20 protein-coding genes are annotated in these 25410 nt (G+C 57.6%); 13 read left to right on the forward strand and 7 right to left on the reverse strand.

Annotated elements, in window-relative coordinates:
* On the forward strand, positions 1–220 hold a 220-nt coding region (locus tag BUC26_RS19750), incomplete at its 5' end, for a tyrosine-type recombinase/integrase (protein WP_153307093.1).
* Between the two features lie 223 nt (positions 221–443).
* Here the strand turns inward: BUC26_RS19750 and BUC26_RS19755 are convergent.
* Entirely contained in the window at positions 444–674 is a 231-nt protein-coding gene (locus BUC26_RS19755; RefSeq protein WP_143166094.1) for a hypothetical protein, read from the reverse strand.
* Between the two features lie 17 nt (positions 675–691).
* On the opposite strand from BUC26_RS19755, the gene BUC26_RS19760 reads away from it, so the two are divergent.
* The 3 genes from BUC26_RS19760 (at position 692) to BUC26_RS19770 (ending at position 3551) form a co-directional block, all read left to right on the forward strand.
* Positions 692–1120: an FKBP-type peptidyl-prolyl cis-trans isomerase gene (locus BUC26_RS19760; protein ID WP_073378911.1), complete on the forward strand. Its 429-nt coding sequence runs from the start codon at positions 692–694 to the stop codon at positions 1118–1120.
* Between the two features lie 374 nt (positions 1121–1494).
* Positions 1495–3051: a VOC family protein gene (locus BUC26_RS23640; RefSeq protein WP_073378913.1), complete on the forward strand. Its 1557-nt coding sequence runs from the start codon at positions 1495–1497 to the stop codon at positions 3049–3051.
* The gene (locus BUC26_RS19770) at positions 3048–3551 is read left to right on the forward strand and encodes a MarR family winged helix-turn-helix transcriptional regulator (protein ID WP_208609841.1); all 504 of its coding nucleotides are present in this window, start codon (positions 3048–3050) and stop codon (positions 3549–3551) included. Before BUC26_RS23640 ends, BUC26_RS19770 begins: the two co-directional genes overlap by 4 nt.
* Before the next feature lie 33 nt (positions 3552–3584).
* Here BUC26_RS19770 and BUC26_RS19775 read toward each other — a convergent pair whose 3' ends face one another.
* From BUC26_RS19775 to BUC26_RS19790, 4 genes are all read right to left on the reverse strand, one after another.
* Positions 3585–7172 (reverse strand): DUF748 domain-containing protein, encoded by a 3588-nt coding sequence (locus BUC26_RS19775; RefSeq protein WP_084540792.1) that lies wholly within the window; start codon positions 7170–7172, stop codon positions 3585–3587.
* A 341-nt stretch (positions 7173–7513) separates the two neighbouring features.
* Positions 7514–9547, reverse strand: coding sequence for an MtrB/PioB family decaheme-associated outer membrane protein (locus tag BUC26_RS19780; RefSeq protein ID WP_073378915.1), 2034 nt, complete (start codon positions 9545–9547; stop codon positions 7514–7516).
* An 11-nt stretch (positions 9548–9558) separates the two neighbouring features.
* Positions 9559–10464 carry a DmsE family decaheme c-type cytochrome gene (locus tag BUC26_RS19785; protein ID WP_161949896.1) on the reverse strand — a complete coding sequence of 302 codons (906 nt, stop codon included), beginning with the start codon at positions 10462–10464 and terminating at the stop codon, positions 9559–9561.
* A gap of 77 nt (positions 10465–10541) precedes the next feature.
* A complete protein-coding gene (locus tag BUC26_RS19790) occupies positions 10542–11426 on the reverse strand; it encodes an SUMF1/EgtB/PvdO family nonheme iron enzyme (RefSeq protein WP_084540793.1) in 885 nt (294 codons plus the stop codon).
* On the opposite strand from BUC26_RS19790, the gene BUC26_RS23645 reads away from it, so the two are divergent.
* Both BUC26_RS23645 and BUC26_RS19795 read left to right on the forward strand, forming a co-directional pair.
* Entirely contained in the window at positions 11324–11935 is a 612-nt protein-coding gene (locus tag BUC26_RS23645) for a hypothetical protein (RefSeq protein ID WP_161949898.1), read from the forward strand. The two genes, BUC26_RS19790 and BUC26_RS23645, sit on opposite strands and share 103 nt — an antisense overlap.
* A 49-nt stretch (positions 11936–11984) precedes the next feature.
* Positions 11985–13211: an MFS transporter gene (locus tag BUC26_RS19795; protein ID WP_073378919.1), complete on the forward strand. Its 1227-nt coding sequence runs from the start codon at positions 11985–11987 to the stop codon at positions 13209–13211.
* A 65-nt stretch (positions 13212–13276) separates the two neighbouring features.
* Here BUC26_RS19795 and BUC26_RS19800 read toward each other — a convergent pair whose 3' ends face one another.
* Positions 13277–13993, reverse strand: a complete 717-nt coding sequence (locus tag BUC26_RS19800) for an arginine N-succinyltransferase (RefSeq protein ID WP_073378921.1) — start codon at positions 13991–13993, stop codon at positions 13277–13279.
* A gap of 294 nt (positions 13994–14287) precedes the next feature.
* Positions 14288–17434 carry a PocR ligand-binding domain-containing protein gene (locus BUC26_RS19805; protein ID WP_073378922.1) on the reverse strand — a complete coding sequence of 1049 codons (3147 nt, stop codon included), beginning with the start codon at positions 17432–17434 and terminating at the stop codon, positions 14288–14290.
* Positions 17435–17996: 562 nt separating this feature from the next.
* On the opposite strand from BUC26_RS19805, the gene BUC26_RS19810 reads away from it, so the two are divergent.
* The 7 genes from BUC26_RS19810 to BUC26_RS19840 all read left to right on the forward strand — a co-directional run bounded on the left by BUC26_RS19810 (position 17997) and on the right by BUC26_RS19840 (position 25220).
* The gene (locus BUC26_RS19810) at positions 17997–19535 is read left to right on the forward strand and encodes an ABC transporter substrate-binding protein (protein WP_073378923.1); all 1539 of its coding nucleotides are present in this window, start codon (positions 17997–17999) and stop codon (positions 19533–19535) included.
* A gap of 14 nt (positions 19536–19549) precedes the next feature.
* The gene (locus BUC26_RS19815; protein ID WP_073378925.1) at positions 19550–20560 is read left to right on the forward strand and encodes an ABC transporter permease; all 1011 of its coding nucleotides are present in this window, start codon (positions 19550–19552) and stop codon (positions 20558–20560) included.
* 1 nt (position 20561) lies between these two features.
* Positions 20562–21434, forward strand: coding sequence for an ABC transporter permease (locus BUC26_RS19820; protein ID WP_073378926.1), 873 nt, complete (start codon positions 20562–20564; stop codon positions 21432–21434).
* A 3-nt stretch (positions 21435–21437) separates the two neighbouring features.
* The gene (locus BUC26_RS19825) at positions 21438–22430 is read left to right on the forward strand and encodes an ABC transporter ATP-binding protein (RefSeq protein ID WP_208609842.1); all 993 of its coding nucleotides are present in this window, start codon (positions 21438–21440) and stop codon (positions 22428–22430) included.
* Positions 22427–23425, forward strand: coding sequence for an ABC transporter ATP-binding protein (locus tag BUC26_RS19830; protein ID WP_073378929.1), 999 nt, complete (start codon positions 22427–22429; stop codon positions 23423–23425). Before BUC26_RS19825 ends, BUC26_RS19830 begins: the two co-directional genes overlap by 4 nt.
* A gap of 94 nt (positions 23426–23519) precedes the next feature.
* Complete coding sequence (locus tag BUC26_RS19835) at positions 23520–24353, forward strand: M55 family metallopeptidase (RefSeq protein ID WP_073378930.1); 834 nt, start codon at positions 23520–23522, stop codon at positions 24351–24353.
* A 120-nt stretch (positions 24354–24473) separates the two neighbouring features.
* Entirely contained in the window at positions 24474–25220 is a 747-nt protein-coding gene (locus tag BUC26_RS19840; RefSeq protein WP_073378931.1) for an SDR family oxidoreductase, read from the forward strand.
* Positions 25221–25410 lie beyond the last annotated feature (190 nt).

Raw genomic sequence — 25410 nt, forward strand, 5'->3', positions numbered from 1 at the left:
CCACCGCCTTCGCCATACAATGGCAACGCAACTGCTCAATGGCGGCGCTGATATCGTTACGATCCAGGAGTTGCTGGGCCACTCAGAAATAGAACTGACCATGCGCTACAGCCGACTGTCTAACCTAAAAACCCAGCATGATTACTACCGGGTTATGGAACGGCTGGAGACACAAAACGACGATACTCTGGCCGCAGAGGTTCCGCCCATCAGGAACTAGTTCCTGATGGGCCTCTGGTCAGAAAGACCTTGACGCGAGGACCAAAAGAGCACAATATATGAGCAACTAACACATCTATATCAATAGAAAAAACAGGATATGTTACGTATAGTTCCTGTGCATCTTGAGATAAAAGGACAATGAATCGACTGTCAGATCGGATCGGGTCAGGGTTGCCCGGTGTGTAAGGTCGGATTTCAATTCTTGCACATAAAAACCTGCGTTATGGTAGGACGGTCTGGCCGAGCTTGATCTCGCCGAACGGTTCACCCCTTGCATTGTCGGCCGACTGTGCTAGTGTGTGACCATGGTTCGGCCTTCGGCCGCTTGACGGTTCGTGCAGTTGCAATGGCCGATCATCGCTGCCAGCCACCAGAAACTGATCTTTGTTTTGCCACGCAAAACGCACCAGGCCGAATAATTCCGGCCACAATCCCCCGACCATCGTCTTCACGACGAAAGGAGTTTCCCATGACGGTCGCAGTACAAGGTAACACGGTTAAAATTCACTACACCGGAACGCTGGACAACGGCTCGGTTTTCGATACCTCCGAAGGTCGTGAACCGCTCGAGTTCACCCTCGGCGGCGGTCAGGTTATCGCCGGCTTCGACGAGGCGGTCACCGGCATGGCCGTCGGTGAGAAAAAAAGCGTCAAGATCCCAGTTGACAAGGCCTACGGTCCGCGAAACGAGGAGCTGGTCATCGCCGCACCAAAAGAGCACGTACCTGCCGACATCAACCCCGAGGTTGGCCAAAAACTGCAGATGGGCGGACCCAACGGCGAAATGGTGGTTGTCACCGTAGTCGAAATCACCGATTCGCATATCATGCTCGACGCCAATCCGCCGCTGGCCGGCGAGGACCTGAACTTCGACATCGAACTGGTGACCGTCGCCTGATCCCGCTGTCTTATCAGGTGTTCCCCGCACCTTCATATAACAATCGGCGGGACAGGTTTTAACCTGTCCCCCGCTCACTTTCACTGACCAGATCTTCCGACCCTCGGCGCTGATTTTAATCGTTCGTTGTGACCTTCGGTCATGGGCGTTAGTGAATATGGTGCGGGGTACGCCCCTCCCGTTGTTGTTCCTCATCCATGGCCACGTCCATTGTCTCGGAGAGCTCAGGGCAGATATCTTGACATCAAGATATCTGCCCTTATGGTAATCACATGGCATCAGCGGCACTGCCACCTGAAGGAAACATCGAACACATCAATAATACGTTGTTATTTCTATTACATAGCAGCTTTTAGCGCAAGGAGCAACGGGACATGAACAACAGACAGAGCATCTCCGGCATCCACCATATTACGGCAATCAGCTCATCGGCGTCCGACAATGTCGCATTTTACGAAAACGTGCTGGGTCTGCGCCTGGTGAAGCAGACGGTCAATTTTGACGACCCCTTTACCTACCACCTCTATTACGGTGACCAGCAGGGGACACCGGGCACTATCCTGACTTTCTTCCCCTGGTCGGAGCTGCCACGGGGCACGGTCGGCGCCGGTATGGTAACGGCAATCGCGTTTGCGATTCCGGCAGGCTCGTCCGATTATTGGCGGCAGCGGCTGCAGGATCATCAGGTCGCCACCACCAGCCGGACCCGGTTTGGCGATGAAGTGATCAGCTTTGCCGATCCCGACGGCCTCACCCTGGAGCTGATTGCGCCGCAGCGGTTGCCACAGGCAAAGGCTACGGACCAGGCGATTCGGGGATTTCATTCGGCCACCGAGCTGACCCGGTCACTGGAAGGAACCAGCAAGCTGTTGATCGAATCGCTGGACATGGAGTTGCACGGTCAGGAACAAAGCCGTTTCCGATTCGCTATGACCGGCGACGAGTCGCCGGCCCGTTTCTACGACCTGGTGGTCGACCCGCAGGCGACAGAGGGCCGCCAGGGCGGCGGCACCGTGCACCACATCGCCTTCCGCACCCCGACCGATGATGCGCAGCTCAGGTGGCAGGACCGGCTGCGCGAGGACGGCTATCAGGTCACTGCGGTTCGCGATCGGAAATACTTCAGATCGATCTATTTCCATGAACCGGGCGGCGTACTCTTCGAGATCGCCACCGATCCGCCGGGCTTCGCCATCGATGAACCGCCAGAGAAGCTGGGCCACACCCTCCAATTGCCGGAACAGTTCGAGTCCTGGCGTGACAAGATCGTGAGCCGCCTGCCGCCGCTGCGCCAGACCCCGTTCGTTTACCGCTTTGTTGCAGCACCACAGTTGGAGACGGGCGGCCCGACCATCGTCACCCTGCACGGGACCGGCGGCGACGAGCATGATCTGATTCCCCTGGCCCGCGAGATCAGCGACGAAGCAGCGATTATCAGTCCCCGAGGACAGGTCCGCGAAAACGGCATGAACCGCTTCTTCAAAAGATTGTCTGCCGGGGTCTTCGATGAGGAAGACCTGACCTCCCGGGCCCACCGGCTGGCCGATTTCCTCCGGACCACAGCTGCGGAACATCGGCGCTCGGTTGATCAGCTGGTCGCGCTGGGCTACTCGAACGGAGCCAATATGGCCGCCGCCCTGCTGTTCCTGCGACCGGAAACCTTTTCCCGGGCCATCCTGCTACGACCGATGCTGCCCCTCGGCCGACTCCCTTCCGTGGACCTGAGCGACAAAGAAGTGCTCATTCTCAGAGGAAGAGACGACACCGTAATCCCGGCCCGCAGCACCGATCAGTTGATCAAGGCCCTGGCCGATGCCGGCGCCCGGCTGAAGGTCAAGGAGATGGCCGCAGGTCATGAACTGACCCCGCAGGATCTGGAGGCGGCAGCGCACTGGCTGGCAGAGGGTGCCACTTTGCATCCGGCCCAATGACGACCAACACCCCGCCTCTGAATCAGGAGGCGGGCGCCAACCGTTTCTCACAACCAGGCAAGCCGATGCAGACCGGAGCCCATCTCAGATTGCTCTTTGGCAGGGCCAACAAGGCGATCGAACAGGTCGACCGGGCCAGTATTTCCCGGACCGGTCTCAACGTCAGCGATTTTGCCATCCTGGAAGCCCTGCTGCACAAGGGGCCGCTGCCGATCAACACGATCGGCGAGAAGGTGCTGCTGACCAGCGGTTCGATGACCACCGCCGCCAACCGCCTTGAGAAGAAAGGACTGGTACAGCGGGTCAGGGACCCTGCCGACGGACGCAGCGTTCAGCTGCATCTGACCGGAGCAGGACAAGAACTGATCGAAACGGCATTCCTCAACCACTGTGCGAATTTAGAGCTGATCTTTGCCGTGCTTGCTAAAAACGAGCGAGCGGAATTGGCCCGACTGCTGAAGAAAATCGGCAGGCAGGCGCAATCCATGCAGCTGCCTTGACAGCAGCAGGATCACTTCACCGGGACGAACCCGCTACATCTGGAGCAAGACAGCGGGCTGCGCGTCTTGCTCCGCGGTAATCCGGGTTTCACAGATCAACAGGCGGTCGCGTTTGATCCCCGTGGTTTCCACCAGATAGTCACGTACCGCCGCCGCCCGGCGCTGGCCGAGCTCGGCGAGTTGTTCCCGGTCCTCCGCATCGACCTCGATATCGGTTCCAGCCATCTCTTCGCGCTGCTTCGGGGTCAGGAATTCCCAGGATGCAGCGGTCGGACACAGCTGCATATCGGTCTCCGGGCGCTCGCTGAGGATCGTTCCGACTCGCTCCAGATAGTCGATATGCTCGGCGGTAATCGCCGTTTCCTGCGCTGCAAAAACCACCGGCGGCAGCACCACCTCGAGCATTTTCTCGCCCAGCTTCATACCGACATAGGCGAGCGCGCCATAGGGACCGAGCGCGTACATCATATAACCGGAAGCGGCCGGAACAATGGCTTGGCCCAACGCGGTAATCAGCACACCGGAAATGCCTACTCCCAGATCGCTCACCGGGCCGCTGAGCGGCACATTCAGCTCGATGTTCCCATCATCGTCACGCAGCAGAGACAACGCCGCATCAAGCGGAACCGGCAATTGATTGTCCAGCTCTTCCGCCAGGGACGGGGTGATGGTCTCGGTCTGCAGCTGCTGCAGCAGGACGGCATTATCCAACTGCAGCTGATCATCGGCAAGGTCCAGCTCGCTTTCCAGCCGCAGTTGACCGGAGGCCAGTGCGGTGCCGACCGCCTGCACGGTATAGGGAGAGAGAGATCTCAACGGATAGTTTTTCAGGTTCAGGCGCAGATCCGCGGCGGGATAGTGCAGAAAAGGAGCAATGGTGCCGCTGAGCTCTACCGGAGCCCGCCCTTCCAGCTCGCCCTGCAGCAGGACAGTGGTTTCACGGTCGGGACTGCCCGTATCCAGCCGTCCGGCTTCGAATAGGTCGATGGTCAGATTGGCGGCGAACGGGGTCGGCAGGGTATAATCGGTAAAAGAAACAACGCTGGTGCCATCGATCAGCACCTTGTTCAAAGAAAAGGCAGTTTGGTTCGTTTCATTCTCCTGCTTGTCATCCATAGGTTGGCCTGCTGTCGAAGCAGTATCCGGTTCCTGCATAGCCGCCAGCCGCCGGGCCAGGACAAACTTCCCACTCGGTTCGCGAACGAATGCAGCTGCCAGATCGGCAAGGTGCAGGGTGTTCCCCTCTACTCCGGCCGTCTCGCTCCAACGCAGCCCGTCGAGGGTCGCCATCCCGAGAGTCATGGCCGGTTGTTCCGAAGCACCCGCGGCGGCAGGCAACAAGACGAGTTGATCCACCGTCGTGGCGCCGACAGTGATGTTTGGTCGATCGGTACCGGCAACATCCTGTATCTGGATGCCGGCCACACGGGCGAGCTGCTCTCCATTACAAGTCGCGGTAACAACTGCCTGTTCCAGGCTCATCTCCCCGACCTGAAACCCCGCCAGGTCATCACTGGTGAGTTCAGACAACCCGACACGCGTAATAGCGACCTGCAGCGGCAATGAACCGGGAACAGCGGCCTGCAGGTTGTTGACCTGCAGATCTTTCAGCGCCAGCTTCAGCTCCCCCCTACCCTCGATATCATCAACCCGTACCTGGTCGAACGAAACCAGCGTCTGGTCCTGTCGGCCCAAATCGAACTGCTCCAGTGTCAATTCATGATGCCCGTCCACCCCTACCCCATCGCCCAGCGTAACTGTCGATACCGCTCGCAGCTCGGCGCTCTGTTGGGCAATTCGCAGTCCCGATTCATCAAACTCGACCAGCACTTCGGCTAAAGAAAGCAATCCATCCAGTCCGATCCGTGATTCTTCTGCCCCCGGACCGGCGTAAGACGCTGTCCCCTGCCAGGCAAGAGATTTCGCGCCGCCTCGCAAGCCTGACGAACCATCTCCAAAGGCACTGTCCAGAACACCCAGTTCCAGACCGCCGTCGGCCTGAACCAGCAATCCCCGCCCTTGATGATCTGAATCATAGAGGACCTCGCCCTGCCAGACCAACCGATCTTCACTCAGTTCGACCCGGGGAAACTGCAGGTCGATGCCTCTTGCCTCCAGCCCCCCCTGATCGTGATGTACCGTAGTTCGTCCCCGGTCACCGATAGTCACCTCGGTCCGGCCGGCCAACTCAACCAGTTCAAGACTCACGTCGAGCACCGCGTCGGCTTGTCCCGGCGCGTTCCCATCGGCAACCAGCAACCCGGCCAGAGACAGTTCTCCGTCCAACTCGATCTGCGATTCTCCGGCCCGCTGATCGCCGTAAGATGCAGCCCCCTGCCAGAAAAAGGAATTCACCTCACCCTGCAGGCGAGACGAATCATCTCCGACGGCACCGTGCAGCGCGCCCAACTCCAGGCCGCCGTCGGTCTGCACCGACATTCCCCGGCCCTGAGGATCGGTATCATAGCGAATATCGCCCTGCCAGACCAAGCGCTCTTCACTCAAGTCAAGCTGAGGAAGATGTAACCCGAATCCTTCAACCCGGACCGCTCCCTCCCGGTGGTGGGCAGTGATCCGCCCCTGGTCAGCAACAGTCAGTTCAATCCGGCCGCCGAGTTCGATTCGGGAAAGCGTCATATCAAGCGCCGCGTCGGGGACCCGCAAGCCATAATCGGCACCGGCCAGTTCACCATCGACGAGCACGGTCAGTCCATCATCATCCGTCCCGGAATAATCCACCCGCCCCTGCCAACTCAGGCTCCGCGCCGTGGTGGAAAAACCGTCCGATCCTACAGCCGCTGCGTCCGCAGCGAACGTACCATCATATACGGCCTGCATACCGGTTTCCGTCGTCTGGCCGAACGATACGTCGCCCGCCAACGATATCCCGCCGGCAAACGTCGGCAGGGTATCTCTGAGAAGGCCGGCGATCGTTTCCAGGTGAAAACCGGAAATCGTTATCGCACCATCAATCTGCAGTTCCGGCACCAACTCAACCCGGTCCAGATCAATGGCCAGCGGAGCGTCATTGAGCAGGCCGGTGAGCATAAAACTGGCCGACGGACGCCCCTCACGGGTGGAAAAGCGCAGCAACTCAGCCTGCGCAACAGCAAGAACCAGATCCATCTGAGGCGTCTTGAGACGGACGCGGCAATCGGTCAACGCCACTTGATCGGCCAGGACGGCCCAGGAGGAAGCAGCGTCGTTATCGGCCGCCTCTGATTCCGTCTCTGCACCACCGGTCATGGAATATGACCCGAAGCGCCAGCTGCCGTCTGCACGTTGTTCGATATCGATCGACAGATCCCGATACTCGGCTCTCTCCACGTGGACATCGCGCTGCAACAAAGAGAGCAGATCGAGATCAAGCACCATCCGTGCATTGCGCAGCAATGACTGCCCGTCTGTTTGCACATCCATGCCTTCCATGGTAATCCGGCCGAGAAACGGGTTGAGCCTGAGGGACTCGATCCGCGCCTGGTCGGCCCCGTTTTTCCTGAGCCAATCGGTCAGGTAATATTTCACGCCGACCGGCAGCAACACGAGCAGCAGCGTCACCACAGCAACCAGTCCGAGCAACACCTTCATCCATCGTTTCGTCAACAACCGCCCTATAATCATCACCGCTTCTCCAACGAATTCATTTACTCCAATCTCAGTCAGTCATACTCCGCAGTGATAATGATAACAAAAAGTGTCAGGTATTGCCCGCGGCGATAAAACAACAGGAAAAATAGACACATAACTGTCTGAACAACAAAAGATGACTGTAGCATTGAGGGAGTCGTCGGGAGTAACGACCGCGGGAAGAACGTCTTCCGTTGTCGCACTACGGCTCGACGGGGCCATGCATTTGCACTACCTGACCACCAGCGAGACACAACACCCCGCCGAGCTTTGGTGGCGTCGCTTGTGTCGGCGGCACTACAAGAAAAACGTACAGCCGACTCAGACGGCAACGATCAGAAACTGTATTTTATCGTAACGTAACCGACATGAACCTCGTAATCATGATCGGCATAGGCTCCGCTCAGATACGTTCCCCCGGGAGCGTAATCATATTCCAGGTATTGCTGGTCTTCATACGTGCTTTTTTCGTAGATGTAACCGACCCCGAGCCCCAATCGTTCAGTGAGAGTATAGTCGACCTTCGCTGAAACGGTGGTGATATCGTAATCATCGTATTGGGTGATCGGCAACAGAGCCGAACTGCCCTCACTGGTAAAATCGCTTTTGCCATCCGATTTCTGGTATTGGCAGGACAGGTTCAACCGGAGGCGATCCGGGATGATCGACATACCCGCGTTCAGCCCGACGATCCAGAAATCCTCGCTGATGTCCTGCGTCCAGCGAAAGGACGACGGACTCCTGTCGGCGACCCTCGGGTCGGCGATCTGGCCGGGAGAGTAATTGTAATGATTGGAATCCGCCTGGTAATTCTCATAGCCGGCAAACCCGCTCAGATCGAGCATCCGTGCTGCCCGCCACATAAAATCGAGATAGAACTCATGCCCCGTATCATCGGTTCGCCCGAGGACCACATCGTCATAATTATTATCGGCGTAGGTGTAGGACACGCCGAAATCGAGGTTGTCAAGCGGATACAATTCCACCGCCACCTGGATTTCGTGCTTTTGTTTCGAAGCAACGTCGTATCGTTGCACAAACTGGACGATGTACTCGGAAGCAAAGGCCGACACGCCGGCAAGGTCGTGATCTGCGTCGGTATCTCTATTGAGGTATGAATATTTCAACCGTGCCGTCAAATAATCGAGGCTGGTATTCTTCAATTCGACATACAGCAGATTATCGGAATTGCTGTCGCCATCCGGACGATTGCGGCGATCGACATTTTCATATTCATAGCCGCCTCCAAGCCTGGTGTGACCGGCCAGCTTGTAATCGGCATCGAAGCCCAGGGTATGCCTGGTATATTCGAGCAGGTGGGTATCATTGCCGCCACCGTCGTATTCGATGACCGTGGAATCGTTGTTCCGATCAAAGTATTTGTAGAACAGCCTGGTATCGAGATCATCGGTCGGCCGGGATGCCAGTGCCGCCGACAGGCTCATTGTGCTGATATCGCCTTCAAATACCGTGCTGTTAAGACCTGACGGCAGCAGGCTCCCTTCTTGATCCTGGGAAAAGTCGCTGGTCAGGTTGGAATAGCTTCCAGCCACGGACAGCGTCGACAAAGCGGGCAACTGCCGCCAGATCATGTTGACCCCCAGTTCCATGTAATCGTTGTCCGGCGGCAGCGAGTTATGCTCGGTGATCCCGAGAAAGGGGTTTTGCCAATCGAGAAAGGTGTTGTCATTGCTGAAGGAACTGTACAGTCCGGACAGCTTGATAGACATTTCGTCTGTCCGGTATCCTCCGGCCAGCGTAAAATTGTTGGTAGCGTAATCAACTGGTTCCGGCAATTCGACTACCCCTGAAAAACTACCGGTCCCCAAGGGTTTCAACCCGTCTTTCTCAACTCTCTCGACCCCGACATGGAAAAAGAATGGTGAGTCGAAGGAGAGATCGAACGTTCCACCGAACTTTTGTCTATCGACATGGTAGTCGAAGGTCCGCCAACTCGCCTGATTGGCCGGACTGGAGCCTTCAATGGTCAAGGTGTCCGATCCGACGGATGAGTAAAATGTTTGCGCATCAAACGAGAGGTTATGTGGAATCTCGTCATAGAAAAGCGAGTATTTGAATTTCCCGTAGCTTCTACCTTCGATTTGGTATTGCTGATCATCCAGTCCGACACGCGTTCCCTCAATACCCAGGAAATAGCTCTCCGTATCGTAGTCAAGGGAGAAGTTACCGATCGGTGCATCATCGAGATCTTCATATTCCTGCGATTTCGCGCTTTCTTCTACGCCGTCGGCTACCTGGGCGCCGACCTCCAGCGAACCGGAAACCTTTACTGAATCGTCGGCAAGACCTTTTTCGGCAGGGAGGATGAGGAGCGCGGCGGCGATAAACCAAAACAATTGAATCTTCATATTCCCTCCGTCTATCGAGTTAACGCATGGTTTTCGAAAGAATTGCTGCCATGGATCGCGCCATGGCAATTCAGACAGGAGCGGGCAAAAAACCTGTTGCTCGGACTGCTGCCGGAGAAACCGGTCTTGTTGTCATAAGGGGTACCCGGATGACGAGACCAGTCATGACAATCCTGACAGACATTAGGCACTTTTTCAGTGAGCAGTTTCGCATGTCTGCTCCCGTGCGACGAGTGACATGTCAGGCAATTCTCTTCGACCGGCGGGTGTTCGTAAATATACGGCCCACGTTTGTCCGCGTGACAGGTAAAGCAGAGGTGCTGAATACTGTCCGCCTTGATCATCGCTGTACTGACACTGCCATGCGGCAGATGACACGAAGAGCAGTTGACTTTGCCCTCAATGATCGGGTGATGGGAATACTTATTGGCGGCAATCTCTATCTCCCGATGGCAGCCGAAACAAACCTCCGGCTCGCGCGGTTTTTGCGATCCCGCAGGGGTATGGAGGTCATGGCAGGAATCACAGGACACCTCTTCGCGGTTGTGGGTGCTCGCATCCCACCAATCCATGCTCGGTGTTGATTTCTGGTGGCAGATCAGGCATTTTTCCGACTTAGCCAGCGAATCTACATCTGCGTCGAAGGCAAAGATATCGACATCGCGACCACCGCCTTTTTCAACATGCATTGCGCCTGCGCCGTGACAGGTCTCACAGGCATCCTGCGATTGCGGGCCTTTCACCAATTTTTTCGAATGAATCGATCTCGCGTAACTCGCATATTGTGTCTCGTGGCATTCCTGACACGTTTCAGCTCCGATAAAGCCCAGCTGCTCGTCCGTCTGCGCCGCAGTAATGGTCCTGACCGGCAGCGTCAGCCAAACCGCCAGCAGACACAGGGAAAAGGATACTAACATCAAGAACGTTCTCATTGTCGACGACCTCCCGGTTGATGATTCTTGGCTTGTATCATGAACCTTCACCGCATATTCGCTCAGGTATCAGTCTTAACCAACCGAAATCCGAGGGAATGATGACTGAATCCGGGCGAAAGACCGACACGGTGTGAACTCCTGATCCCAAGCGGGCCGTTACTCCAGCCACCGCCGCGCATGACGCGATACTCTCCCGATCCGCTATAGACCGGGTCATCTTTCGGGAGTTTTTCGTACGCGTCGTAGTTATAGACATCAAGGCACCACTCCCAGACATTGCCAAGCATATCGTAGAGGCCGTTGCCGTTTGACTGAAAGCTGCCCACCGGTGCCGCAACGGCGTGTCCGTCGTCACAGACGAACGTGGTCCATTTGGCCCAGTGTTCTCGCGCCGTCCGATCGGCCACATTGGCATAGGTGCAGGCTGCTTCCGGGTCGCTGCCCCAGAAGCGGCTGGCGCTGGTGCCGGCACGAACCGCATACTCCCACTCGGCTTCGGTCGGCAGTCGAAATGCCATCCCTGTCTGCTGGGAAAGCCACTCGGCATAAGCCACGGCATCCTCCCACGAGACATTGACGACCGGTTGGGTGTCATCGTCGAGGCTTAAGCCGGCAGATTTGCCGCTGTGGTGATCCGGTCTGAATTTTCTGTACTGAGCGTTTGTGACCTCGTACTTTCCCATGGCGAAGTCACCGACGCAGACCTCATGTACCGGTCGCTCGTTATCATCCCCGTCGCCGGCGGCATCACCCATCTGATAGCATCCGCCTTTGATCGGTACAAATTCCATTCCCGTCACAGACTCAGTGACAATTGACTGGGCACCACCAGGTGCAGCACATGCAAAGAGAAACAGAATCAGTAACCTCCCCGACTTTTTCAAAACCATTCTCCACCTCCTCCAGTGCTCAGGTTTACAGGCCGGCGTCCGCGCAAAGCGCATCACCACCTATCATTTTTTCGATAGTTTCCGATGAGTTCAAGAGCCGTGACCGACTGCTGACAGGAGAGAAACAGCGCAAGCCACTACTTGCTCGTTTGATCTATTTTTTTTTTGCAGAACTGCTGAATCGATATGAAAACCGAGATCAGGTGATCGCGGGTTTTCTGTTCGGTATGTGGCTGCTTAGGGGAATGACCAGCCGCGCTCTTGGAGAAGGTGGAACAGCCGCTAACACGTGGTTAGCGTTACATCAGAGGGACGCAGCTTCGTTCCCGGTGCAACTTTGTAACTACAAGTGTATCGTTTTTTCCTCGTTGATGCAAATTTGTAATAATAATTATCAAATCTACTTAACAATATTCGCCCCTCGTTCTACGCCTCATCCTGGCTATTGGGTGTCAGTATTGGCAGCAAACAAAGGCAGGCCCCTGAAAGCACCTCGGCATAATTACCTGGCGCGTACCAGGCCGTTGGCAGATCCGGTCACAAAACAAGCTGTCGCTAGATAGCGGCTACTTTTTTGTCGATTTCTCAAGCGGAACGTGGTGTGGTTGAGCGATGATCACCGCTCCTCCCTACCGCTATACGATTGCCGCTGCCTGCTTCATGATCCAGGCCATCGGCATCGGCACCTATGTCAGTTACGGCGTCTTTTTTACCCCTCTGGCCGACGAGTTCCAATGGCCGCGGGCCGTCATTTCCGGGGCATCGTCTCTCGCCTTTATCACCAGCGGGGCGTTTGCCATCCTTATCGGCAGGCTCCTCGACAGCTACGGCCCGCGACTGCTGATGAGCTGCGCCGCCGTGCTACTCGGCATCGGTTGTCTGGCCATGTCCCGGGTCCAGGAGATCTGGCAGCTTTATTGTGTCTTCGGCATTGTTTTTGGAATCGGGCTCGGCGCCGTCGATGTGATCGCCTTGACGACCACGGCCCGCTGGTTCGTTCGCTCCCGAGGCCTGGTGACCGGGATCGTCAAGGTCGGCACCGGCGCCGGCCAATTCTCCATCCCTTTTCTGTCCGGCATTCTCATCGCCCTGTATGGCTGGCGCACCACCTACCTGATTATCGGCGCCTCGGTGCTTGTGTTGCTGCTGCTGATCGCCCAGGTTCTCCGGCGGGATCCGGCGTCTATCGAATCACCGCGCCGTCCCGACGTCTCGGTGACAACTGAAGAACCGGTGCCGGCAACCGCCGGCATTAACGCCGCAGCAGCAATGCGCTCCCCGCAGATGCTGATCATCTGCAGCGCTTCCGTATCAACCGTCTTCTGTCTGCTGACCATCCTCGTCCACATCGTACCCCACGCCGGCGATATCGGACTCTCCACCACCCACGCTGCCGGCGTGCTGTCGACGATCGGGGCGATCAGCATGCTCGGCAGGTTTTGCAGCGGCGTCGCCATCGACAGGATCGGCAGCAAATCAGTGCTGATCATCTGTTATTTCGTGTTGACCGCCAGCCTGCTCTTATTGCAGGCTGCGGACTCGTTGTGGCTGCTCTACTGCTTTGCCGGGGTCTACGGCCTGGCCCACGGCAGCTTCTTTACCGCTATTTCCCCATTGGTTGCGGAAATCTTCGGCATCGTTGCTCACGGCGCTCTTTTCGGCGTGGTCGTCTTCGCCGGGACGGTCGGTGGCGCCCTCGGCCCGATTGTCGCCGGCTGGATCTTTGACCTGTCAGGAAGCTATGCCGCGGTCTTTATCACCATCACCGTGCTGAGCGTTGTCAGTCTCGGGTTGATTCTGCTGCTCCAACCACTGGAAAACAAGCCGCCGCTCCGGTAAACTCTCTCAGATAGCCGCAGGACTCGCTCGGACTCCGTAGTGAGTTTGTCCGGCAGCAAAAAGGGTCACTCTTTCAACGTGATATTGATGCGGCCGTCTTCGACGCGGATATCCTCAACTCCTTCGGAAAACGATTTCCAAAACCCCGGATCACCACCGGCTTCCTTCACCAAGTCGACATATTTCAGGCCGCCCAGCCAGGCATTGGGCACCGGCACCCCCATGATGCTGACACCCTGTAATACCACCGACGGCTTCCCTTCACTGAACGCCATAGCCACCCCGGCGTTGAAGCGCAGGGTCTTGCCGCCCAGCACCGGAAAATCAGGGTCCAGGGGCACGAGCAGTTTGAGGCTGACCAGGTCCTGAGACAGGTCGATTGCAAGCCGGCGCGCCAGGTCGGTATTGTTTGCCAGCAGCGCATTGAGTTCGCGTTCGTTGAAACTCACCTCGCGTGAGGCACCCACCTCGCTATAGCGCTCCGGCGTGAGCGCACCGTGTTCATCAAAGTCTCCGGCTGCCGATCCGTTGGGCGGCTCTTTCGGGATCGGACCCGAGTCAGGCTGGTAGCCCAGCGCCTGGAGCTTGCCGTCGAGCACCGTTTGTTCTTTGGCGTTGAGTTCAACCGGTTTGAATTCCCGAACAAACACATAGTTCTTCAGAAACCAGTAGCTGCCGCCAAGCGTCAGCATAATGGTAGCCAACACGATCAACACCACGTTGGTCAGACTGACCCCGCTCCTGCGAGGTGCACCTGCTTCAATTGGTTGTTCGCTTTCCATGGAATCGTCCTTTCTCTAGTGACAAACCTTTACGTTAAACAGCACCGATCGGGCACTTGTCCTACTATCCGTCTCCCTGACCGCTACTCCCAACCAGCGGTGGGGGGAGATTTGTTCCCGCCCTCCGCTCACTATCAATCCTGCCGGCTGCGGCGAAGATTTTCATGGTTCGTTGTGACTCCCGGTCATGTTGATTATTTGAAAGTTAGCGGGGGACAGGTTGAAACCAGTCCCACCGATTTTCATATAAAAGCCGACTCTGCCCAGCCCGGGATGGGACAATGCCGCGCCCCCTCAATGAGGATGGACGTCAAATATCGCCCGGACTTTGACGGCAAGGTCCTGCATCGTGAACGGTTTCTGAATAAAATGAACTCCTTCGTCAAGAACGCCGTGATCGGCGATGACATCGGCGGTATAGCCCGACATGAATAGACAATCGAGCCCGGAGTGACAGGCAAGAATCTGGTTTGCCAGATCGCGACCGTTCATGTCAGGCATGATCACATCGGTCAGCAGCAGATGAATCTGGCCGGAATGGGTTCTGGCCAGATGGATGGCCTCAGCGGGAAGGGAGGCGCCAAGAACATGGTAACCGTGATCCCTGAGCATAATCGTCGTCATCTCCAGGATCATCGGCTCATCTTCCACCAGCAGAATGGTCTCGGTTCCGGATACACTAGTCTTTTTTGATGCCGGCGGTGATGGCGTGTTAATGTGTTCGTCGTGGCTGGGCAGGTAGATGCTGAAGGTTGTTCCCCGGCCCGACTCGCTGTCGACGATGACGAAACCATTGTTTTGCTTGACGATGCCGTAAACCGTGGCCAGCCCGAGGCCGGTTCCCTTGCCGATATCTTTTGTGGTAAAAAACGGTTCGAACAGATGCGAGCGTGTTTCCGGGTCGATGCCGCACCCGTCGTCACTCACGCTCAGCAGGACATAGTGCCCCGGGACAGCCTCGGCATAACGGGAGGTATCGGCATCATCAACTGCCGCGTTGCCCGTCTCAATGACAATCCGCCCCGTATCTTTCATGGCATCACGGGCATTGATGCAGAGATTGGCGAGTATCTGGTCGATCTGGGAAGGGTCCATATTGACCGGTGCGAGATGATCGCCGGGCTGCCAGACAAGATCGATATGTTCGCCGATCAGCCGCTTCAGCATGTCGAGCATCCCGGCCAGAACCTCGTTTAAATCAAGAACTCTGGGAACAACCTCCTGTTTGCGGGCGAAGGCCAGCAATTGCTGAGTGAGATCGGCCGAACGCCGCGCCGCCTGATGAATTCCCTGGAGCGCCCCGCTGATCGGCTGCTCTGTCCCAATCTGGGCAAGGGCCAATTCCGAATAGCCAAGAATCACGCCGAGCATGTTGTTGAAGTCGTGGGCGACGCCGCCGGCCAGGCGTCCCACGGACTCCATCTTCTGGGCCATCCTGAGTTGCTCCTCCAACCGCTCCCGGTTCGCCTGTTCACGTTTCAAAACAATAATCTGACCAATCATGCCAGCATAGACTTCCAGGGGCCGGACGGTTTCCAGGGATGGCCGAAGCCCGGATTTCGATTCATCGACGGAAATGACGCCGATAAAGGTTCCCTGCTCATCGCTGAGGCGAACAAAAAGATTGTCCTCCGGATGCCAGGCCGATTCGCTCACCGGAGCATGTTCTTCACCGTACACCGTGGCATCCTGATTGAGGATATGCTTCATGGTGTGGGGGATGTAATAACTGGACTGTCCCAAACGCAGCCCCTGGACAAACACGTGGTCATACCAGCTCTTCGGCAGAGGAATGTCGGCAAGCCGGGCAACGACCTCCTCGGAAATACCGCCGTAACCGATGATATCCCGGTACGGGGCCTCATCCTTAAACAGAGAGATAAGCACCCGCCTGAAATCGGAATAGTCGACGATAGCCTGGCTGATTCTGGCAAAAACGATGTTCTCGTCCTTGATGGAGAGCATTGACGAGGCGGAGATGCTGAACTGCTCCATCTGCCTGGCATAGCCGGCCAACTTGTTCTCACTGAGCCGCAGTGCCCGTTCGTTGTCTTTGCGCTCCGTGATATCAAGTGCGGAAAAAGTTACGCCTTTGGACAGGTCGCTGGCCACGATAGGCGTCGAACTGAGCAGGATGTCGATCATCGTTCCATCCTTGTGCCGCCAGCGAGTCTCGACGCTTCCGGTACCATGGTCGCCAATCAGTGCGTATATCCGCGCCCCGACCGTGGTGAATTCTTCATCGTCGGGGTAGAAGATCCGGGCACTTTGACCAATGAGTTCTTCAGCGGAGTAGCCTGAGATTTCACATAACCGCTGGTTGGCTTGCTTGATGACACGATTGATAACGACGCCGATACCGACCGGCGCGCTTCTCAAAACGCTTTTCAGCAGGCCCTCTCTTTCGCGAATGGCCAACTCCACTTTTTTGCGTTCACTGATGAAACGGGCCTGTTGCACATTCTGATAGGCAGTTGACGACATCTGGTTGGCCAACGTAAAGAGCATCTGGGCAATACGCTCGAACTGCTCACGAGGCATCGTCGGCACATCCCGATACGCCTCGATGACCGCTTCCTCAGAGGCGCCAATGCCCCTGGCATAGGCGCGAATCTGCTCTTCAGGCTGCGTCTCGTCGCGGACCTGCCCAATCAGCCAATTGGCAATATGTCGCCCCCCGACCGTGATGCCGGCACCCGCTTCCCAGATCCCTCCACTCAGGCATTTCTGCACCGTCGGACCTTCGACGCAGGCACGACCGATCATGGCGTCGGAATGAAAGCAGTTGGCCCGGCCGACGTCGGTAGTGCGAATAATATCACTGCACAAACGGCAGAAATTACTGGGCTTGGTAACGGGTCTCCCGTCGGTATGGGTAATGATCGATGCCACGCCGGTTGCCTGTGCGAACTGGTCCTGGAGTCGCTGCAGGTCGGTTATCGCAAAAAGGTCCTCGATGGCAATGTCTCCCATCGTATCATGTGGCTGCAACAGTGCCAGCAGTCGTTTTTCCAGGGCCTCCTCCACCCGTTTCTGATCGGAAATATCGATAATAAAGCCCTGATAATGAGTGAGCTTCCCTGCGTCGTCACAAACTGCACGGGCGTATTCAGAGGCCCAAAAGAACGATCCGTCCTTGCGTCGCTGGCGGCACTGATGGCTGATCAGTTTGCCGTGGTCCTTGAGTTGGCGAACAAAGTGTTTCCGGTCAGTCGGATCAACATAAATCTGGGCGTTGATATCTGAAATCGCATCAATCAGTTCGTGAAGGGAATCGTAGCCATAGAGACGTGCCAGGGCCGGGTTGGCATCGATAAAACGACCTTCCGGAATCGAAGCGTATATACCAATCGGGGCATTGAGCAAAATGTCCTGACACTCTTTCAGATTCGGTGGACTGAGTGTCGGATTGTTGTTACGGGAAGCTCGATTATCGGCCATGAGTAACCTGTAGACTTCGGCAGGATCTGAAAAAGAGAGAAGCTCTTGCTCGCCCATCAGTCCAGGAGAGAGACTGGTTTAAAAATGGCCATTAGTGCCATTGCGATAGCATCATCCGGGCGCACAAGCCGGGAGAATGAACCTGAGGGAACCTTGAATCATGCGAAAAGAATATCATGCCTGCCGGAAAAACAACAAATAAGTTTGTCTCCCGCCGGCACATTATAATATCAAGGTTGTCGTGAAAGAAGTATATTTGCCACGCAATAGAGTCAAAGAATGCGCGAAGAGAGACACCTTTTAAAGAAGATGTCGGCTGGTCAATGCCTGCTTACCAGCTTCGACTAGAGTGGGAACAACGCTTGCTTATGAAAGTTAGCGGGGGACAGGTTAAAACCAGTCCCGCCGATTTTCATACAAAATTTATCATTACGTTCTTGGGCTGTGCGATGTAAAATTAACTGGCCTGACCCATTTTCCATGCAGCAAGACACCGCGCCAAGGGACGCTGTCGGTGCCCGATGACGCTGAATCAACAACGTTCACAGAGGAGGGATGAAGCATGAAGAAATTGTGGTTGTCACTCTGTATTTTTCTGCTCTTGATTGCCGGCCCGGCCGTCGCCGAGGATAAAACCACCCTGGTGGTCGGCGTGTCTTCGGACATCCACACCCTGGACCCCGGTGTTTCCAGCGACAATTACGATTGGCGGCAGATCTATCCCTGCTACGACCGCCTCGTCAAATACAAGGTGGTCAACGGCGAAGGCTCCACCGAGGTCGAACCCCAGGCAGCCGAATCCTGGACGGTATCCGACGACGGTACGGTGTGGACGTTTACCATCCGCCAGGGCATCACCTTCAATGACGGCACCCCGCTCGATGCCGAAGCGGTAAAATTCGCCTTCAATCGAACCCTGACCATCGGTAAGGGACCGGCAGACAATATCGGCGCCATCGAATCGATGACCGTTATCGATCCCTACACGCTCGAGATCAAACTGAAAAATGCCTATGGCCCGTTCCTCCAGACCCTGGCAACGGACGGCGCCTCGATCGTCAACCCCAATGTGATGCAGCACGAAAAAGACGGCGACCTGGCCCAGGCGTGGCTCGCCGAAAACACCGACGGCAGCGGTCCGTTCACCTTGACCGAATGGACCAGAGGGCAACGAGCGGTATTGGAAGCCAAGCCCGACTACTGGGGCGGCGCGCCGAACATCGACACGGCGATTGTTCGCTTCATGAGCGAATCCGCCGATCGTCGCATGGCCCTTGAGCGCGGCGATATCGACATCGCCGAGAACATTCTCGTCGACCAGATCCCGGCCCTTGAGAAGAACCCCGATATCGTCGTCAAGCGTTTCCCTTCGCAGCTCGTCGAATACGTCTATATCAACTGCCAGAAACCGGCTCTGTCCGATAAACGAGTCCGCCAGGCCTTGAACTACGCGATCGACTACCAGGGAATTATCGACTACGTGCTGCAGGGCAACGGCGTCCAGATGCGCGGGCCGATACCGAAGGGCATGTGGGGCCACAAGGAAGATCTCTTCCAGTATTCCCTCAATGTCGCAAAGGCCAAAGAGCTGCTCAAGGAAGCCGGAGCGGAAGGCCTGAGCCTGACCCTGATCTATTCCGATCGACGGGCCGCCTGGGAGCAGATCGCCACCGTCATGCAGAGTAACTTCCGCGATATCGGCGTCGAGCTGAACCTTGAACTGATGGCCAACCCCACGCTGCGGGACCGCGTCGACAAGGGCGATTTCGAGCTCTGCCTTGGCGCCTGGAGCCCGGATTTCGCCGACCCGTACATGTTCATGAATTTCTGGTTCGAATCTGACAAGTGGGGATTGCCCGGCAACCGGAGCTTCTACAAGAACGAAGAGGTCGATACGCTGGTCAAGAAAGCGGCGGTACTCAGCGATCAAGCCGAGCGGGTGAAACTCTACAACGAGGCCCAGGAAATCATCATGGAAGACGCGCCGTACATCTTCCTCTACCAGGTACAGACCATCGTGCCGATGCGCAAGAACGTAACGGGCTATGTCTATAATCCGATGCTCGAATCCATGTACAACTTCGAGACCATCGCCAAGTAAGCGCCGGACCGGTAATGCGCGTCCTGCACTACGTTCTGCGGCGGCTGGCCTACATGGTCCCGGTTTTGTTCGGGGTCACCGTGTTGGTCTTTATTATCTCGCATGCCATTCCCGGGGACCCGGCGTCAATGATCGCCGGGCCCAAGGCCAGCCGCGAGGCCGTGGAGAACATCCGCAAGAGCCACGGCCTCGACCGCCCGCTCGTCGTTCAATACCTGACGTTTGCAACCGGACTGCTGAAAGGCGATCTGGGTACGTCGATTCGTAATCATCGCCCGGTCACTGCGGACCTGGCCGATTTTTTCCCGGCCACCCTGGAATTGACCCTGGCCAGCATGACCCTGTGCCTGGTTATCGGCATCCCGCTCGGCATCCTGGCGGCGATCAGAAGAAACCGGATTACCGACCATATCATCCGGGTTTTCTCGGTCTTCGGGGTTTCCATGCCGGTCTTCTGGCTCGGCCTGATGCTGCTCTTTGTCTTTTACCGCAACCTGGGCTGGCTGCCGGGCTCGGGACGGCTGGATGCGGTGCTGACGCCGCCGGTCCAGGTTACCGGGCTGTACCTGATCGACTCCTTGCTCGAAGGCAATTGGCCGATCTTCGTCAATGCGCTCTGGCACATCCTGCTGCCGGCCTTCTGCCTCTCCTATGTCTACCTGGCCATCATCACCCGCATCGTTCGCTCGTCGATGATCGCCGTGCTCGGCCAGGAATTCATCACCACCGCCCGGGCGTACGGGCTCTCCGAAGCGGTGATCGTACTGAAGCATGCCTTCAAGAACTCCCTGATCCCGACGGTGACCATCACCGGTCTGTCGCTTGGCGAGCTGATGGGCGGCGCCATCTTGACCGAGACCATTTTCGGCTGGCCGGGTATGGGAAAATACGTCGTCGACTCGGTCAACTCCCTCGATTTCCCGGCAATCATGGGCTTTACCCTGGTCGTCGCCCTGGTCTACGTCGCGATGAATCTGCTCGTCGATGTCCTCTACGCCGTGCTCAATCCCCGGATCCGTTACTGATATGGCTATCGCGACGCTCCGCCATCACCCCCGATTCCGGGAACTGGGCCTGACCGTTAAGATTCTCGGCCGCAACCCGCTGGCCGTGGCCGGGGGTATCATCATCACCGCCATGATCCTGCTGGCCACCTTCGCCCCCCTGCTCGCCCCGTTCGACCCGATCGGTATCAGCCTCAGCGACCGGCTCAAACCACCGAGCGGCAACCACTTCTTCGGAACCGACGAAATGGGCCGCGACATCTTTTCCCGGGTCCTCTACGGGGCACGGATCTCCATGGTCATCGGCCTGATGGTGGTGGGCATCGCCGGCGGCCTGGGGACCCTGATCGGCGCCACCGCCGGCTTTATCGGCGGGCGGATCGACAATTTTATCATGCGGTTGATGGATGTAATGCTCTCCTTTCCGTCACTGGTACTGGCCATGGCGCTGGCCGCAGCGATGGGACCGAGCCTGACCAGTGCGGTATTCGCCGTCACCGTGGTGATGATCCCGAAATTTGCCCGGCTGGTCCGTGGCGAAGCCCTGGCGGTACGGGAGATGCCCTATATCGCGGCTGCCCGGGTATCCGGGGCGAAAAACGGCTGGATCATCCTGCACCACGTGATTCCCAACTGCATCAGCACCGTCATCGTGCTCGGCACGCTGACCCTTGGAGACACCATCCTGGTCGCCGCCTCGCTAAGCTTCATCGGCCTCGGGGCCCAGCCGCCGACTCCCGAATGGGGCGCGATGATCAGCGTCGGCCGCAAATTCCTGATGGATCAGTGGTGGTACGCCACCTTTCCCGGCCTGTTCATCCTGGTCACGGTCATCGGCTTCAACGTGCTCGGGGACGCCCTGCGCGACGTCCTCGACCCCCGGATCCGCAGGTAGATCATGAGCGAGATTCTTCTTCAGATCCAGGACCTGTCGGTCGAGTTTTCCGGCTATCGCGGCATCGCCAAGGTACTCGATCGGGTCAGCCTGAGCCTGCGCGCCGGTGAGATATTTGGTGTGGTCGGCGAGACCGGCTGCGGCAAATCGGTGATGGCCAAGTCCGTGCTGCGGCTGATCCCCGAGCCGCCCGGCCGGATCACCTCCGGCCGAATTCTGCTGCGCGGCGAAGATATCCTGCAGGCCGACAACCGGCGACTGCGAACTATCCGGGGCAATTTGGTGTCGATGATCTTTCAGGAACCGATGTCCAGCCTCAACCCGGTCTTCACCGTCGGTAATCAAATGCGTGAAGTCCTGCAGCTGCACCGCCCACTGGACAGGCATGCGGCGGAGACGACCTGTATCGATCTGCTGCGCCGGGTGCAACTGCCCGATGCCGCCTCGATCCTGGCCAAATACCCGCACGAGCTGTCCGGCGGCATGCGCCAGCGGGTGATGATCGCCATGGCCCTGTCCTGCGATCCCGACCTGCTCATCGCCGACGAGCCGACCACCGCCCTCGACGTCACCGTGCAGGGCCAGGTCCTGGCCATCCTGACCAGGCTCACCAAAGAACAGGGCGTTACCGTGCTGTTCATCACCCACGACATGGGCGTCGTCGCCCAGACCTGCAACCGGGTGGCGGTGATGTATGCCGGCCATGTCGTCGAAGTCGCCGAGGTGACCAGCCTGTTCGCCGCTCCCCGTCATCCCTACACCAAAGGACTGATGGCCTGCATCCCGACCATCGATGAGGATCGGGAAACACTGGCGTCCATAGCGGGCACGGTTCCCGAACTGATCGCCCCGCCGCCCGGCTGTCGCTTCATCGCCCGTTGCCCGCATGCCAAAGCAGTCTGTAACGAGCGCCCCGGCCTCTTTTCGGTCGGCCCCGATCATTTCGTCGCCTGCCACCTGTACCGCTCCGATCGCCGGCAGGAGGAGTCGACATGAATCCGGTCATCGACGTCCGTCATCTGGTCAAGCACTTCCCGCTTACCGGTGGTCTGTTGGGCCGGAAAATCCAGCTTCTCAAGGCCGTTGACGGGGTATCGCTGGCGGTGGCACGGGGAGAAACGCTCGGATTGGTCGGCGAATCGGGCAGCGGCAAGTCAACCGTCGGCAATTGCATCCTGCGGCTCATCGAACCCGACCGCGGCGACATCCTCCTGGCCGGCCAGTCGATCCTGACGCTGACCGGCCAGGAGTTGCGCCGGGCACGCCGCCGCATGCAGATGGTCTTCCAGGATCCGCAATCATCTCTGGACCCGCGGATGACGGTCAAGAAAATCGTCGGCTATCCGCTGGAAGTCCACGGCCTGGCCGCCTCGTCGGCGGAGATCGCCGATCGTGTGGCCCACCTGCTGCAGGAAGTCGGACTGAGCAGTGATCACCTGGACCGCTACCCCCATGAATTTTCCGGCGGGCAACGGCAGCGCATCGGTATTGCCCGGGCACTGATCACCGAGCCGGATTTCATCATCTTCGATGAACCGACATCCGCCCTCGATGTCTCGGTCCAGGCCCAGATCCTCAACCTGATCAAGGACCTGCAGCGACGCCACGGTTACGCCTACCTCTTCATCTCGCATGACCTGACGGTCGTTCGGCATATCAGCCATCGCATTGCCGTCATGTACCTCGGAACCTTGGTGGAGAGTGCCACCAGAAAAGAGTTATTCGACCACCCGGCCCACCCCTACACGCTGGCCTTGCTCGCCTCGGCCCCCAAGCCGAATCCGCTGCTCCGTCAGGAATTGGCGGTTCTCCAGGGCGATCCCCCGAGTCCGGTGCAGGTACCGCCGGGATGCCGTTTTCATCCCCGCTGCCCGCACGCCATGGAGATATGCCGCGACACCGAGCCGGAGCAACATAATATCAGCCCCACTGGTGCGGCGAGCCCCCACCTGGTATGCTGTCACCTGTATCGGGAGGGGCATCGTCGATGAAACCTTGTTGTGCAAAAACGACCGACCACCGCCGGCCGACAACGAACCTAATCCATAACCACCAGGCAGAACCAATTATCCTCACGAGGCAGATATGAGAGTCTATATTTCGGCAGATATCGAAGGCATCGGCTGCGTTGTCCGCAGCGAACACTCTTCCCCGGGCGGCAGGGAATACGAGCGGGCCCGGCGCTTCATGACCGCGGAGGTCAACGCCGCCGCCCTGGGCGCCTTTGCCGCCGGCGCCGTTGATGTGGTAGTAGCCGATTCCCATAACGTCGGCCTGAATCTGATACCGGAGGAACTTGACGAGAGAATCCGCCTGATTATGGGTTCACCACGGCCGCTGGCCATGATGGACGGCATCGATCTCGGTTTCGACGCCGCACTGTTCATCGGCTACCACGGCCGGGCAGGGACTGCCGATGCGGTCATCGCCCACACCTTTACCGGCAGGATCGCCGAGGTCCGGATGAACGATCTGGTCATCGGCGAGATCGGGCTGAGCGCCCTGCTCGCCGGCCACTACAACATCCCGGTGGTCTTTATGGCCGGCGACGACGCCGGCTGCCGCGAGGCCGAAGCCCTGCTCCCCGGCCTGGCAACGGTCTCCGTTAAACAGGGAATCGGCGCTTATGCGGCCATCTGCCCGCACCCGACGGTCTGCCGGGAGAAAATCCGGACCGCCGCCGAGCAGACTTTACTGCGCTGCCGCCGTGAAGGCTTTCCGCAGCCGTTGACCATGGCCGGCCCGGTGACCCTGCAGATGCGCTTCACCACCGCCTCCAGCGTCGATCGCGTCCTGCGCATGCCACGGGTGCAACGAGTGAGCGGCACTATCATCCAGTACCAGGCCGCCGACCTGCCCGAAGCCTTCGCGGCCTTTAACACGATGGCGGATCTGATCGAGCTGACACCATTTATCTAGGCACTCCTTGACACTTCCAGCCACGGAGAACGCCACAGTACGGCCGACCGGGCAAAAGGTGCATTACAATACCAGATGATCACAGTTCCAGGATGACGCGAGAAATTACAGGAGGACACAATGGACAAGAACTTGGCAGGAAAAACAGCGGTTGTGACCGGCGGCTCCCGAGGGATCGGCAGGGCGATCGCCGGCAGATTGGCGGAAAGAGGCGCCTCAGTTGTCTTCACCTATCTCCAGGACGAAAAGAGTGCGACCGAATTGGTTGCAACAATAACGGCGAACGGCGGCAGCGCCACAGCGATCTGCGCCGATATCGCGGTACCGGGAGATATCGATCACCTTTTCGAATCAGTCATGGCCTCACACGGACGTCTCGACATCCTGATCAACAATGCGGGCATAGCCATCTACAAATTCTTCGCGGAGTTTACCGAGGAAGATGTCAACCGCATCTTTGACGTCAACATCAAAGGGGTATTTCACTGCTGTCGCCATGCGGCGCGGTTGATGGAAGACAATGGCGCCATCATCAATATCGGTTCGACGGTAACCCGGGTCATGCTGCCGAAATACGGCGCCTATGCCGCATCGAAAGGGGCGGTCGAGCAGATGAGCAAGGTACTGGCCAAAGAACTCGGCGGTCGCGGCATACGGGTCAACACCATCTCCCCCGGCCCGATCGATACCGAACTCTTTCGCGCAGGCAAAACCAGTGAACAAATAGAAGGGCTCGCCGCGCAGGCACCACTCGGCAGGATCGGCACCGTCGACGACGTCGCCGATGTGGTAACACTGCTGCTCGATGAGCGTGCAGGGTGGGTGACCGGACAGAACATCCTCGTTAACGGCGGTTTTGCCGCGTGAGTTGTGATGCGCCGCGTGAGTTGTGATGCTGTTCCAGCGCAATCATGTTAGGCATGGATTCCATAGCTGTCCATGCGGTGCAAATCAATGGCTGCCTGGTGATAGAACCGTTTTGTCCTTTGAAATATCGCCTTTCCCGGCCGGACGCCAACTGATTTTCTGATATATATCTCTTCTGTGGCCGACTTTG

Source organism: Desulfofustis glycolicus DSM 9705 (assembly GCF_900130015.1).
GTDB classification, from domain to species: Bacteria; Desulfobacterota; Desulfobulbia; order Desulfobulbales; family Desulfocapsaceae; genus Desulfofustis; species Desulfofustis glycolicus.

What these genes read in the sequence shown, in the direction of transcription:
- BUC26_RS19840 (WP_073378931.1), top strand. Translation starts at nt 24,474, where the DNA reads ATGGACAAGAACTTGGCAGGAAAAACAGCGGTTGTGACCGGCGGCTCC.
- BUC26_RS19815 (WP_073378925.1), top strand. Translation starts at nt 19,550, where the DNA reads ATGCGCGTCCTGCACTACGTTCTGCGGCGGCTGGCCTACATGGTCCCG.
- BUC26_RS19805 (WP_073378922.1), bottom strand. Translation starts at nt 17,434, where the DNA reads ATGGCCGATAATCGAGCTTCCCGTAACAACAATCCGACACTCAGTCCA.
- BUC26_RS19795 (WP_073378919.1), top strand. Translation starts at nt 11,985, where the DNA reads ATGATCACCGCTCCTCCCTACCGCTATACGATTGCCGCTGCCTGCTTC.
- BUC26_RS23640 (WP_073378913.1), top strand. Translation starts at nt 1,495, where the DNA reads ATGAACAACAGACAGAGCATCTCCGGCATCCACCATATTACGGCAATC.
- BUC26_RS19785 (WP_161949896.1), bottom strand. Translation starts at nt 10,464, where the DNA reads ATGTTAGTATCCTTTTCCCTGTGTCTGCTGGCGGTTTGGCTGACGCTG.
- BUC26_RS19760 (WP_073378911.1), top strand. Translation starts at nt 692, where the DNA reads ATGACGGTCGCAGTACAAGGTAACACGGTTAAAATTCACTACACCGGA.
- BUC26_RS19820 (WP_073378926.1), top strand. Translation starts at nt 20,562, where the DNA reads ATGGCTATCGCGACGCTCCGCCATCACCCCCGATTCCGGGAACTGGGC.
- BUC26_RS23645 (WP_161949898.1), top strand. Translation starts at nt 11,324, where the DNA reads ATGCAAAGAGAAACAGAATCAGTAACCTCCCCGACTTTTTCAAAACCA.
- BUC26_RS19810 (WP_073378923.1), top strand. Translation starts at nt 17,997, where the DNA reads ATGAAGAAATTGTGGTTGTCACTCTGTATTTTTCTGCTCTTGATTGCC.
- BUC26_RS19835 (WP_073378930.1), top strand. Translation starts at nt 23,520, where the DNA reads ATGAGAGTCTATATTTCGGCAGATATCGAAGGCATCGGCTGCGTTGTC.
- BUC26_RS19770 (WP_208609841.1), top strand. Translation starts at nt 3,048, where the DNA reads ATGACGACCAACACCCCGCCTCTGAATCAGGAGGCGGGCGCCAACCGT.
- BUC26_RS19790 (WP_084540793.1), bottom strand. Translation starts at nt 11,426, where the DNA reads ATGCGCTTTGCGCGGACGCCGGCCTGTAAACCTGAGCACTGGAGGAGG.
- BUC26_RS19780 (WP_073378915.1), bottom strand. Translation starts at nt 9,547, where the DNA reads ATGAAGATTCAATTGTTTTGGTTTATCGCCGCCGCGCTCCTCATCCTC.
- BUC26_RS19775 (WP_084540792.1), bottom strand. Translation starts at nt 7,172, where the DNA reads ATGATTATAGGGCGGTTGTTGACGAAACGATGGATGAAGGTGTTGCTC.
- BUC26_RS19830 (WP_073378929.1), top strand. Translation starts at nt 22,427, where the DNA reads ATGAATCCGGTCATCGACGTCCGTCATCTGGTCAAGCACTTCCCGCTT.
- BUC26_RS19800 (WP_073378921.1), bottom strand. Translation starts at nt 13,993, where the DNA reads ATGGAAAGCGAACAACCAATTGAAGCAGGTGCACCTCGCAGGAGCGGG.
- BUC26_RS19825 (WP_208609842.1), top strand. Translation starts at nt 21,438, where the DNA reads ATGAGCGAGATTCTTCTTCAGATCCAGGACCTGTCGGTCGAGTTTTCC.